The 11,670-nt window shown below is 67.3% G+C and carries 10 protein-coding genes; 4 read left to right on the top strand and 6 right to left on the bottom strand.

Annotated features, from left to right (window positions below; genetic code table 11):
* Positions 1–35: 35 nt before the first annotated feature.
* From rpmG to QZX93_RS01505, 6 genes are all read right to left on the bottom strand, one after another.
* A complete protein-coding gene (gene rpmG / locus QZX93_RS01530) occupies positions 36–203 on the bottom strand; it encodes a 50S ribosomal protein L33 (protein WP_295390049.1) in 168 nt (55 codons plus the stop codon).
* A 12-nt stretch (positions 204–215) separates the two neighbouring features.
* Complete coding sequence (rpmB, locus tag QZX93_RS01525; RefSeq protein ID WP_295390046.1) at positions 216–452, bottom strand: 50S ribosomal protein L28; 237 nt, start codon at positions 450–452, stop codon at positions 216–218.
* A gap of 241 nt (positions 453–693) precedes the next feature.
* Entirely contained in the window at positions 694–1,095 is a 402-nt protein-coding gene (locus QZX93_RS01520) for a helix-turn-helix transcriptional regulator (RefSeq protein ID WP_295390044.1), read from the bottom strand.
* A gap of 132 nt (positions 1,096–1,227) precedes the next feature.
* Positions 1,228–3,606, bottom strand: coding sequence for a glucan biosynthesis protein (locus tag QZX93_RS01515; protein ID WP_295390043.1), 2,379 nt, complete (start codon positions 3,604–3,606; stop codon positions 1,228–1,230).
* Between the two features lie 578 nt (positions 3,607–4,184).
* On the bottom strand, positions 4,185–5,504 hold the full coding sequence (locus QZX93_RS01510; protein WP_295390042.1) for a metallopeptidase TldD-related protein: 1,320 nt from the start codon (positions 5,502–5,504) through the stop codon (positions 4,185–4,187).
* A complete protein-coding gene (locus tag QZX93_RS01505) occupies positions 5,501–6,943 on the bottom strand; it encodes a TldD/PmbA family protein (protein ID WP_295390040.1) in 1,443 nt (480 codons plus the stop codon). The genes QZX93_RS01510 and QZX93_RS01505 overlap by 4 nt, the downstream gene beginning before the upstream one ends.
* A 259-nt stretch (positions 6,944–7,202) precedes the next feature.
* On the opposite strand from QZX93_RS01505, the gene QZX93_RS01500 reads away from it, so the two are divergent.
* The 4 genes from QZX93_RS01500 to QZX93_RS01485 all read left to right on the top strand — a co-directional run bounded on the left by QZX93_RS01500 (position 7,203) and on the right by QZX93_RS01485 (position 11,650).
* Positions 7,203–7,445: a hypothetical protein gene (locus tag QZX93_RS01500; protein ID WP_295390038.1), complete on the top strand. Its 243-nt coding sequence runs from the start codon at positions 7,203–7,205 to the stop codon at positions 7,443–7,445.
* A gap of 305 nt (positions 7,446–7,750) precedes the next feature.
* On the top strand, positions 7,751–7,972 hold the full coding sequence (locus tag QZX93_RS01495; protein WP_295390036.1) for a hypothetical protein: 222 nt from the start codon (positions 7,751–7,753) through the stop codon (positions 7,970–7,972).
* Between the two features lie 572 nt (positions 7,973–8,544).
* Positions 8,545–9,642, top strand: a complete 1,098-nt coding sequence (locus tag QZX93_RS01490; protein WP_295390035.1) for a hypothetical protein — start codon at positions 8,545–8,547, stop codon at positions 9,640–9,642.
* The gene (locus tag QZX93_RS01485) at positions 9,620–11,650 is read left to right on the top strand and encodes an Hsp70 family protein (RefSeq protein WP_295390033.1); all 2,031 of its coding nucleotides are present in this window, start codon (positions 9,620–9,622) and stop codon (positions 11,648–11,650) included. The genes QZX93_RS01490 and QZX93_RS01485 overlap by 23 nt, the downstream gene beginning before the upstream one ends.
* Positions 11,651–11,670 lie beyond the last annotated feature (20 nt).

Raw genomic sequence — 11,670 nt, 5'->3', positions numbered from 1 at the left:
TTGGCCAAAAAAAGCCCGCTACCGCGGGCTTTTTTCTACTTGATCTTACCTTCTTTATACAACACATGCGCTCGGGCGACTGGATCAAACTTCTTGATCTCCATCTTGCCCGGCTGATTGCGCTTGTTCTTGGTGGTCGTATAGAAGTGACCGGTACCGGCGCTGGAATTGAGCCGGATCTTATCGCGTGCTGCCTTGGCCATGGACCTTTCCCCTTAAACCTGTTGACCGCGGGCACGCAGGTCACGAATGACCACGTCGATGCCTTGCTTGTCGATCAGACGCATCCCGCTGGCGGTGAGGCGCAAACGCACCCACCGGTTCTCACTCTCCACCCAGTACCTATGATAATGCAGGTTGGGCAGGAAACGGCGATTGGTCTTGTTGTTGGCGTGCGACACACGATGGCCGCTCATTGGTCCCTTACCGGTGACCTGACATACCCGAGACATGGCAGAGATCCTAAAAGATAAAAAATGACTGGGACCGGCAAGACATGGGGGCCCGAAAAAGAAGCGGAAGGCTATCACGGCCAGCGGGCAAGACGCAAGCCTTACCATGACAGCCTTACCATGAAAGTCGCGCCGGAAGCGCGGTCCAATGCTCCCTCCCCCCTCGCGGGGGAAGGCGGGGAGGGGGAACGGCCAAGGCGACCGCCGTGCTCAAGGCACCGGGCGGCGCGCCCGATCCACCCTACGCCTTCTTGGCACGCTTGGGCTTGGCCGCTGGCAGGGACTGCGCGAACTCACGCAGGCTCGCCTGGCCGGCCTCGTCGGCCGCGCGGTAGCGGGCGATCAGTTCGGCCTCCGCGGGGTCGAGCGGGGCGTTGTCGTCCAGACACAGGAGCCAGGTGGCGCTGACGGTGCCCAGGGCCGCTGCCAGGGCCATGGACTCCTCCAGACCCATGCGGCGCAACCCTTGCTCGTAGTTGCTGATGCGCGACTTGGAGTAACAGCCGGTGCGCTCGGCCAACTCGCTGAGCGAGAGCTTCTGGTCGTGGCGCGCCTGACGCAGGCGGTTACCGATACGCTGGGTCAGATCGGCGGCGGGATCGGCCTGGGGGACGGTGTCAGTCTGCGGGGCGATGTCGGTCATGGCGGCCTCTCATGGTGTTTTCTCGGCTCGGTGATTAGGGTATCCCAGGTCTGACACGTTTTGCATCCCCCTTGCGTGATTTGGGACACGAAACCGCTCTATCGGGTGGGACGCTGCTCGGTGTAGCGCTCCCTAAAGTGGGACAGCGGGAAACACGTAGGCCTCGCCCTGACCGGAGACCGGCGGAGCGCCGACCAGTAAGGAGGTGCCGTCGGTCGCGACCGCCGCCCCGAACTGCCCGCCGACCCCCGCCAATCCGTTGAGTTCGGTCCCCTGGTGCCACTCACCCTTCGCGCTGCGATAGACCCAGGCGGCCCCATGACCCCCCGATGCACCGGGGGCACCGATGACGGCGGTGAGACCGTTGAGACTTACGGCGGCACCGAACGCATCCCCCTGCTTCCCGTCGACCCGCCGCAGGCACTCGTCCAATGACCAAGCGTCAGGGTGGCGTGTATAGGCGCACACGGCGCCCCCGGCGGTGCGCGCCGCGTTGTCATGGGCGCGGGGTACCCCCACGAGGAGCCGATCGCCGGACAAGGCGACCGCGGCCCCATAATCCTGCCAACCGCCCGGTTCGGTGAACTTTGCGCTCTGCGCCCAGCCGTTCGCGGACCGTTGGAACAGGTAGACCGAGCCTTGCTCCCAGGCGCCCGGATAATCGTCGCCCGGGGCGCCGATGGCCAGCCGGTCGCCATCGAGCGCAAGCGCGGCGCCGAAATGGTCCCAGGCCGCCCGGTCGGCGGCCCGCAGCACCGCCTCACTGCTCCAAGTTTCACCGTAGCGCCGGAAGACATAGACAGCACCATAGTCGGTCATGGGTCCAGCCTTGTCACCGTCGTCTCCCGGGACCCCGACCGCGACCGTGTCACCCGAAATGGCAACCGCATACCCGAGGGCCGAGAAGCCATCGCCGTTGGGCACCGGGAGCCTGGCCTGCTGCGCCCAATCCTGCCCACGCCGCACAAAGACATAGGCCGCGCCATGCGCCGCCACCACCAAGGTATCCTTCGTCATGGCCAGCGCGGCCCCGAACTGGTCGCCGGCCATGCCGTCATGCGGCGTCAACCGGCGCTGCGCAATCACCCCGAGCGGCGTGTACTTGAACAGATAGACCGAGCCCAACCGACCCTTGATGACCGGGGCCCCCACCGCCAGGGTCCCCCCGCTCGTGGCGACCGACTGCCCGATGAGGTCGCCCGGATCGGAATCGCCGAACATGATCCGTGGACCGGGCTGCGGCGGCGGCAAGTCCGAGGTGGTGAGGGTGTAGCTGAAGGTGGCGCCATCCGCGACCGACCGGGGGACCGGCAGGTCGCGCAGAAATTCGGCATAGGCGACGACATTGTCCTCGCCCTCATAGTTGGTACCGTAGGCCATGAGCTTGATGGCGTAGGGCAGGTCCGATCGGACGTCGTCGACCCACAAGTTCACGCGCCGGGCATACTTGGCCGCGGCGTAGGCCTTGTAGTGGGCGGGGTCGCGATCGAGTTGCACGAGCCCAAAACAGGCGGCCGAGCCGAAATCGCGAAAGGCCGGGCGCTTGCGCAGCAGGGTGGTGGGGACGAATCCGTGAAGCGGGACGGCGGGCTGCCCGCAGACCACCAGATGATCGGCATCGTGGGCCTCGTCGGCGCCGTCGCGCGGGGTCTGGGTTTCATCCTTCCAAAACATACTGCTCATGGCGATTGGACTGACCCTGGCGCGCGGCGACCCTTTGAGGCCGGCGCGGGGATAGAATCGCACCCCGATCTGGGCGCGCGTACTCAGATCCGCGGTCACCACCATCTGCATGCAGGCGGTATAGGGCGCACTCTCGATCACCCCGAACAGCGCCAGGCGCCCATACAGCAGCGGCCGCACCGCGACCTTGGTGAGCTGCGGTTTGGCCTCGACGAAACCGATGTTATAACCGGTCAACCGCAGGCTGGTGCCGAACACGGTGTCGAGCCCGGCCAACCGCACATAGGCACTGGGCCCCAGATAGCCGACCTGTGGCCAACTCCCGGATCGACCAAAGGCCCACCCGAACTCCAGACCGGAAACGACCCGCGCCGCGTCAGGAATTATGAGCGGCAAGGGCGGCTGAATGTCGGGCGACCGATAGTCGTAGTCGGACAGTCGATAGGCCCCCTGGCGGTAGGGGCGCCCCACGCCGGGGGCGTACCACAGATCCAGCGCCCGATTATGGACGTTGCCGCGGGGCCGGGTCGTCACCCACAGGACATTGCTGTTGTAAAGCCATCCCATGGTCTTGATCAAATTGTATTCCTCATAGACCAGACCGAGTGCCCCCTTGATCCCGGAGGCGGGCGGATCGAACGCCGGCAAGGGCGGCGGCAAATCCTCCACATAAGGCCGGCGCGAGCGCTCAAAAGCGGTTTGGCAGACCCCCGCAAAGTCGCCATTGAGCTCCGGAAACTGGCTCGAAGCGAGGCTTGACCCGAGGCTTGACTGGGCCCCCAATAGGAGTGCCGGGACGGCGGCTACGATGATGCGATACGGGGACACGCAAGGCCTCTCCATTTCGACGATGTCATTCGCTGCACCAAGCGGGGGGCAGACGGCCGGCCAGGACGGCAGTCGTGGCCATTGCTGGATCGCTCCCTGGACCGAACGGGCGCACCGGCCACCCGCCGGGAGCGCCGTCTCGCCAATTCCAGGCAACCCAGAAATGATCAAGAATAGCCCAAAACGTTATCGAGGTGGAGTCAAGTTCGGCGCCTTTTTTCCTATGCCGCTGCCGCAGAAGCCTCCCCGCTGACGCACCCCCTAACCTTGCGACACATAGTCGAGCTTGACGGTCGGACTCTGCGCCGATAAGCTTCGTTCCATAATTATACCTTAGCGGTCGTCACCTCGATCGGGCGCGATTTCCTGTCGGTCAACGGCGGACTCGCCCTGGGCGATCATGTCTGGTACACCCCGACCCCGGCCGACACCGCCTTCACGGGGGGCCCGACCACCGTTGCCACCGGCGAGCTGATCGACATGGAAACCAATGGCAACACCATGGCGTCGCAATTGACCTTCAACTGATAGCAAGCGCACTCATCGCCCCGCGGCAGGCAACTGCCGCGGGGCGTTTTTTATAGGGCCAACTCGATGCCCGACACCAACACCCCCGGCAAGAGCGCGCTCTCGGTGCTGCGCCCCTCATAGGTCCCCGCGTCCATCAACAGTTCACGCTCGCAGGTCAGCCCCTCCAGCCGGTCGCCGAGCAGATGGTAGAGGCTGTCGTCGAAGCGCATGACCTTGACCGGGGCCTGGATCACGCCGTTCTCCACCCACCAGGTGCCGAAACGGGTCATGCCGGTGACCCGGCAGTCGTTGGGGTCGGACCAGTTGCAGTACCAGAGGTTGCCGATCCACAACCCGGTGTCGAGCCGGGCCAGGACCTCACAGGACGGCAGTTCGCCCGGGTCCAGCCCCACCGACTCCGGCGATCCACCCGCGGCATTCACCGGCTCACCGTATTCCTTGGCGTCCCGGGCATCGACCAGGCAGCGGCCGAAGCGCCCGCCCTCGATCAGGGTGACGCGATCCTGCTTGATGAAGCCATCGCCAGTAAAGTCGGCGGCCAGCCCCCGGTCCTGCTCCTCGCGGATGGTCACCCGCGGATCGAATGCGCGCTCACCCAGGACCAGCTTGAGCAAGGGGGTCTGACGGGTGCGATGGCTCTTGAGGTCGAACCCACCCCAGGCCAGCATATTCATCAATTCGGCCACCGCGGACGGGGCCAGATAGGCCCGATACGAACCCGGTGCGATGACCCGCGCGGGCCGCCCCATCACCTCCAAACCCTGGCGCAGTTCATCCAGCTTGCGGGCCAGCACCACGGGCTCCCAATTGAGCCCGCTATAGCTTGCCTTCACCGCCTTGTCCGCCTCCAGATAGCCGCTGAAGTCCAGATTGAAGCTGCGGCTGCGGTGCCAATGCCGATGACCGATAGAACTGGCCAGGCCCTCGCCGATCTCACCGGAGGCCCAAATGCCGACGAGGTCCAGTCCGCTGGCCGCGTGGATGAGATCGGCCACCGCAGTACGCGCATCCGGCGGGTCCTCGCCCACCTGGCGCTCGCTGGCCGTGGCCTCCAGCGAGTAATTGAGATAGGGGTCCTCCGGCACATGGACGATGCGCTCGCGCAACCGCGTGAGCAACTGCCGGGCGCGGGCCAGGTCGGCCTCCGGATCGCCGCTCAAGTCGCAGGACGCCTCCGCCTGGCGCTCACCGTCGATCAGATTGAGCCCGAGCGCGGCGGCGCGCACCGCCCCGGCCTGGCGGATGCGGTTGTGGTTGAGCCGCACGAAGTCGGACGACTCGACCCCCAGGCTGCAAAACAGGTGCTCATCGCCACCGAGTTGCTCGAACAGCCCGGCGGCCAGTCCATAGAAGCCATCCTGATTCATTGCGCACCCCCAAAGACCGCCACGCCACGGAACAGCCCGGGCGGGGTGGCGTGTCCCACATAGACCGATTGATTGGGCTCGCCCTTACCGCAGTTCTGCACCCCGCGCACCTCCAGGGTCGCCGGCCCGCCGACGCCGTCGAGGCTGCGCCAGAACTCCGCCGAAAGTCCGCGATAACCCGGGTTACGCACCAGCCCCGCCAGCGCGCCGTCCACGATCAGCCGCCCCAACTCACAGCCGAACTGGAACTTGTTGCGGCTGTCGTCGATCGACCAGGAGCGATTGGTGTCCATCAGCACACCACGCTCCACCCGGGCGATCAGGTCGTTCAGACGCCCCTCCCCCGGCTCCAGGTTGAGGTTGGCCATGCGGTCGATGGGCGGGCGGTCCCAGCCGCAGGCCCGCGCGTTCGCCGTCCCCATGAGACCGCTGCGGGCCTGCGACAGGCGCCCGCCCAGCGGCCGTTCCAGCAGCCCGTTGCGGATCAGGTACTCGCGCTGCATCGGAGTGCCCTCATCGTCCGCCGCACCGCTCACCAACTCACCGGGGACCGTGGGGTCGAAGGTGACGTTGAGGTACTGCGAGCCATAGCGATAGGTGCCGAACATCGCCGGGGTCACGAAGCTGGTGCCGGCATAGTTGCGCTCGTCGCCCAGGATGCGATCGAGTTCCAGCGGGTGGCCGATGCTCTCGTGGATCTGCAACACCATCTGCCCGGGTGTCAGGATCAGGTCGCGGGTATCGGACGGGCACTCGGGGGCCGTCAGCAGCGCGATGGCCTCCTCCGCCACCCGCGGCGCGTCCGCCAGCAGACCGACCGCGGCGATGCGCTCCAGCCCGCCCTGCTGCGCCCAGTCCGCCCCGCCGCCGTGGCGGTGTTGGGTCTGGGTCCCGGCATTAGCGACTGCCGCCAGCCCCGGGCTCACATAGTCCCAGACCTGGGCGACCCGCCCGCCGTCGCTCGTCACCAGCAGTTGCCGGACCTGATGCCAGGCGAGCCAGGCGGACCAGTCGACGATGCGCTCATCGATGGCCAAGGCCTCATTGGCGTCCTGGAGCAGGCCGAGCTTGTCCGCGAGGCCCAGCGACTCCCAGGGCTCCGCGACCTGCGAGCGATAGTCCGCCCGCAGGTCGCTGCGCGGATAGATGGCCGCATCGAAGAGCCCGAGGCTGACGTGGGCCGCGGCCCACCCCAGCGCCCGGTCGGCCGCCGCCCGCAGGCCGGCGTCGCTGAGATCGCTGGTCGCCCCATAGCCGACCCCGCTGCCGGCCACCACCGTGATCATGGCACCCAGGGATTCGCCCAGTGCGCTGGGCTCCACCACCCCCTGGCGGACCTCCAGATGGTCGGACGACTCCGCGACCAGGCGCAGGGTCCAATAGTCGCAGGCGGGGGCCAGGGCGGCGAAGCGGGTGGCGGTTTGTTCCAATAGTTTCATCGGCAGGGTCCGGTGTAGAAGATTGACGCGGGAATCTGGGCCGCGGGGCGGGCGATGTCAACCTGCTGGGACCACTATAGTGGACCCCGAAAACCTGGAAGGTCTACGCCAACCTCGCCGCCATCGCCCGCGCCCGCCACGACGCCCCCGCCGCCGCCGACTGGCAGGCCAAGGCCGATGCCAAGCGGGCCGAGGCCGAGCGCCTCGCCGCCGGCCCGGACCGCGACCAGGACCCGGCCGCGCCCCCAACCGCCAACCCATGGAGGCCCTGACCGCCCTAGCCCAGGCCGTCTATGAGGCCCGCACCCAGCAGCGCGCACACGCGCCCGATGTGGCCGAGTCACTGGCCCAAGTCGCCGGGCTCCCGGCCCCCTTGGGCGCCTTCGGCCGCTTCCTTCAGGCCCTCGCCCGCCATGAGAACCCGCCCCCGCCCCCGGACCTCCCCGCCCCCCTGGCCCAACTCGCCGCCGCCCTGCGCGACGCCCTGGCGGGCGGCCATTGACCCTAAACCCTGGAATTGCTCACGCCAAGACGCCAAGCTCGCCAAGAAATTCAATCGGGTCGATCCGCTATCCAGATCACCCTCCGGGCGATTGGCGCAACGCTGATAACGCACTGAAAAACCTTGGCGAGCTTGGCGCCTTGGCGTGACAACCGCTCTTTATAGGTTGACCCTTGTGACACCGCCCGAGCGGTGTCACGAGAAAAGAGCGGGGCCTTGGGTCTAGGTGCGGCGGCGAACGGATATGAGCGGCTCAGGGGGCCATGCTTGGCCGTCCGAAACGCCCAATCTCAGAGGATATGACGATGCACTCAACGACCAAACGCCTAACGATAACGGCCTCCGCCTTGTCGGTTGCACTATTGCTCTGCGGCTCGCCCGCGATGGCAGCGGAGGCCCCAGCGGCAACCTTCCCGCACTGGACGCAGGAGCAGATGCAACAGAAGGCTGAGGACTTGTGGGTGCGATGGGGCGTGACCCCGGAGCAACGCCAGCAATACTGGGAGTCCAAGCAAAAGGGGCGATAGAAGGATGATGACCCCGCATGCTGAGACAGCGCCGCCGACTCTTGGAACGTGAGAGCGTCAGCATTGTGGATTGACCGAGCAGGCTGAGGGCTTAGACCCCGAACCAACACTCGGGGTCGCTCGCCCACTTGATGGTGGCCAGCAAGGCGATAGCAAGCCGCCTTGGTGGCCGTCACCAGGACCGCGCCAACCGGGAAGGGCGCGACGAATCGGTGCCGGCGTCGCTCACGACCAGCCAGAAAGCGCAGTTGTCACGCCAAGGCGCCAAGCTCGCCAAGGCTTTTCACTCCCTTATCGATGCTCGACGATGCACCCGGTGGATGACCTGGACACTCGACACAGCGCATTGTCTTGCTTGGCGAGCTTGGCGCCTTGGCGTGAGCAATGACCGGGCTTAGGTACAGGAGTGCCACCTGACCCGGGCGCCGCCTGGCTGGGCCGACACACCGCCGCCGGTCGGAAGTTGACGGTTATACCCTTAATTTCTTCCAGGCAAGCCCCAACTTGGGGGTGATCCATGGCCTAAAATCGGGGCCGGAAGACGGTTGTTAGCCAACAGGGGGAAAAATCCCGTGTCAGTCATCATCGAAGAGGCCATCCGCGGGTGGATGGCGGCCAACCGCGGACTGCGCGAGCAGGTCGTCAGGCAGGGTGTCGAGCGCTTTTTTGCGACCCTGGGAGACCGCGAACCAACGACCCCGGATCAGGTCGGGCGGGCCGTCGCCGCCGCGCGTGACACGGTGTTCGCCGCGCTCACCGCGCAGCCGGTGCTGGATGCCCTGCCCTTCCCGCCGGTGGAGCCCGGCGCCCGCGAGGCCCTGCGCAGCCATTGGTACGGACTGAACCCCGCCTGGGTGTTGCCCGGCCCCCCGACCACCGAGCGCTCGCTCTCCGCGCAACGCCTCGCCATCGCCGCGGGCGGCGGGAGCCTGCTGGGGATGCTGATCTTCGGGACCTTGTTCAACCTCAGCCTGGATCTCCGGGCCATCGGGATGTTGATCGGCGCCCCGGCCGGTGCCGCGGGGGCCATGTATGCGGTCGGTCGGCTGGCGGAGAGCAAGGCGCTGCGGGTCGCCCTGACGACACTGCTGGGCCTGGCCGGCACGCTGGATCTCGCGCGCGTCGCCACCCTGGGGGCCGTCGGTCTCTGGGGTCGGCTCGCCGGGGTCGGGCTGCTGCGGCGCATCCTGCTCTATCCAGGGGTGGTCGCCCTGCTCGCCTTCACCAAGGGCAGCAGCCAATATGACCGCGGTGCCTACCGGGAGTCGATCCAGGACCTGATCCGGCAATGGGTCGATGGCTCGGCGATCCTGCTGTGCAGCCTGGCCACCGCGCCGGTCCAGGCACCCCGTGGCCCGGTGCTGGACCCGGACCTCGCCCGCGCCATCCAGGACCTGCACCGCGCCGACCTGCCGGGTCTGCCGGCCGCCGCCGAGGCCCTGTTGCTGGAGGCGCGCCGCCTGGGGCTCGCGGGGCTGACCGACCCGGCCCGCTTCACGGCAGCCGAGCGCGCCCAGCGCCGTCGGCTGCGCTGGGGTCCGGAACTGGCCGAGCACTACCGCCCCTTCGGTCTGATCGAGGCGGGCGACACCGTCATCGTCGAGGACGAGCCGGTGATTCAGAACGACACCGTATTGGAGAAGGGCCTTGTACGAAAACAACGTTCCTAACGCGCTGCGGATCGCCACGCCGCTGGTCCGCCCGACGCTCGCCATCGACTTCGGCACCTCCAACACCTATGTCACCAAGTGCGCCGGCGACCGCGAGGAGCCGGTCGGGGTGGACTTCGGCGACGGCCGCGACGGGCTGGCCACCGCGATCCTCTACCGCGACGACCAGACACCCCTGATCGGCTACCAGGCACTGGAGGAGTTCGGGGAGGGCGCCGCCGACCACCCGGACTATTACCTGCGCGCCCAGTTCAAGCCGGACCTGGCCTCCAGCGAGGAGGCGCGCCGCAACACCCGCGACTTCCTGTCCGGCGTGCTGGATGTCGCCCGCCGTCAGCACAAGGACATCGACCCCTTGCAACGCCAGGTGATCTTCGGCGCACCGAGCGAGGCGTCGGAGGAGTACCGGGAGGTGCTGCGCACGGCCGCGCGCGACGCGGGCTTCGGTGAGGTCCGCACGGTGGACGAGCCCAAGGGGGCCATCTATTTTCATCTCCATCGCAAGGATATCACCCCGGCCGAGGCGCTCCAGGGGGCATTGGTGGTCGACTTCGGCGGCGGCACCTGCGACTTCGCGCTCTTGGTGCGAGGGGAGGTGATGCACTCCTGGGGCGATATGCACCTGGGCGGGCGGCTGTTCGATGACCTCTTCTACCAATGGTTCATCGAGCAGAACCCGGACGCGGTGGCCGCGATGCAGCGCGAGCGGGCGGAGTTCTTTGTCCTGGCGGTGCGCTGCCGGGAGGCCAAGGAGAAGTTCTCGCTGGCCATGGCGATGGACCCGGCCCAGGTCTTCCGCAAATCCATCGGCGAGTTCGGACGCATCAGCGACCTCACCTGGGAGGCGTTCCTGGCACGGGCGCGCCACTACCGCCCGTCGCGCACCTTCGCCGACTATCTCCGGGCCATGAACCCAGATGCCTATGGACATCTCCAGTCCGCCGGCCAGGGGCTCGACCTGCTCGACTGGTTTCGCCAGACGCTCCGCCAGGGACTGGCCCACGAACGGGTGCGGCAACACGAACCGGCCTGTGTCATCCTCACCGGCGGCAGCAGCGCCTGGCCCTTCGTCGCCGCGATCATCACGGAGGAGCTCGCGCAGCTCGCCAAGCCCGCGCGCCTGGTCAACAGCGACCGACCCTATGTCACCGTCTCCCAGGGCCTGGCGATACTCCCGGCCCTACAGTCGCGGCTGGCGACCACCCAGACGGCACTGCACACCGAGCTCCCGGGCTTCATCGACGAGCGCATCGATCCGTTGCTGAAACGGCGCCTCGACGAGGTCGCCGAGCGTATCGCCGAGCGGGTGGCGGTGGGGCTCTTCGACCAGGGGATCGCGCCCATCCTGCACGCCTTCCGCCGCACGGGCGGCTCGGTGGCCGCGCTCAAGGAACAGATCGCCGCGCAGGCCGTCGCCTTCCAGCCGCAGATCGAGTCGATCGTCACCACGGCGATCGCCCAGGTGCTCACCGGGGTGGCCGCCGACACCACCGAGCTGATGCGCGACTGGTATCGCCGCCACGGGTTGAGCTTCGGCCAGGGGGTCAGTCACGACGGCCGGCCATTGACCAAGGGCAACGATCTCAGCATCGCCGACCCGAACATCTATGCCGAGATCGAGGGGGTCATCTTTGCGCTGTCCACCACCGTGGTCACGGTACTCGCGGCCGTGGTGAGCGGCGGGGCCGGCACCGCGCTCATCATGTCCGGTCACCTGGGTCTGGCGATCGGCGCACTGATCGGTCTGGTCGCCGGCTTCCTGGTGGCGCGTTACGGCACGGAGGAGGCCAAGCGCCGCGCCGAGGCCTGGGAGGGCACGCCGCGCTGGATCATCGCCCGCGCACTCACCGACGCGAAGATCGCCAGCCTGCGCGACGACATCAAGGCGCAGGTGGCGGATAAGGTGAAGGCGCAGGCGGACGGCGCCCGGGAGGGATTGGAGGGTCAGATCCGGCGGCAGGTGGAACAGGAGATCGAGAACATCTCAGCGATCGGTCACTTCCTGTGAGGCGGGGGGCGCCGATCACC

The sequence above is a fragment of the uncultured Thiodictyon sp. genome (genome assembly GCF_903946935.1).
Taxonomy (GTDB): Bacteria; Pseudomonadota; Gammaproteobacteria; order Chromatiales; family Chromatiaceae; genus Thiodictyon.
Note: the sequence above shows the minus strand (reverse complement) of the source record. Positions and strands in the feature narration are given on the sequence as shown.

Bases quoted from the DNA above. Each gene is read 5' to 3' on its own strand.
- rpmG (WP_295390049.1), bottom strand. From the start codon at position 203: ATGGCCAAGGCAGCACGCGATAAGATCCGGCTCAATTCCAGCGCCGGT.
- rpmB (WP_295390046.1), bottom strand. From the start codon at position 452: ATGTCTCGGGTATGTCAGGTCACCGGTAAGGGACCAATGAGCGGCCAT.
- QZX93_RS01520 (WP_295390044.1), bottom strand. From the start codon at position 1,095: ATGACCGACATCGCCCCGCAGACTGACACCGTCCCCCAGGCCGATCCC.
- QZX93_RS01510 (WP_295390042.1), bottom strand. From the start codon at position 5,504: ATGAATCAGGATGGCTTCTATGGACTGGCCGCCGGGCTGTTCGAGCAA.
- QZX93_RS01505 (WP_295390040.1), bottom strand. From the start codon at position 6,943: ATGAAACTATTGGAACAAACCGCCACCCGCTTCGCCGCCCTGGCCCCC.
- QZX93_RS01500 (WP_295390038.1), top strand. From the start codon at position 7,203: ATGGAGGCCCTGACCGCCCTAGCCCAGGCCGTCTATGAGGCCCGCACC.
- QZX93_RS01495 (WP_295390036.1), top strand. From the start codon at position 7,751: ATGCACTCAACGACCAAACGCCTAACGATAACGGCCTCCGCCTTGTCG.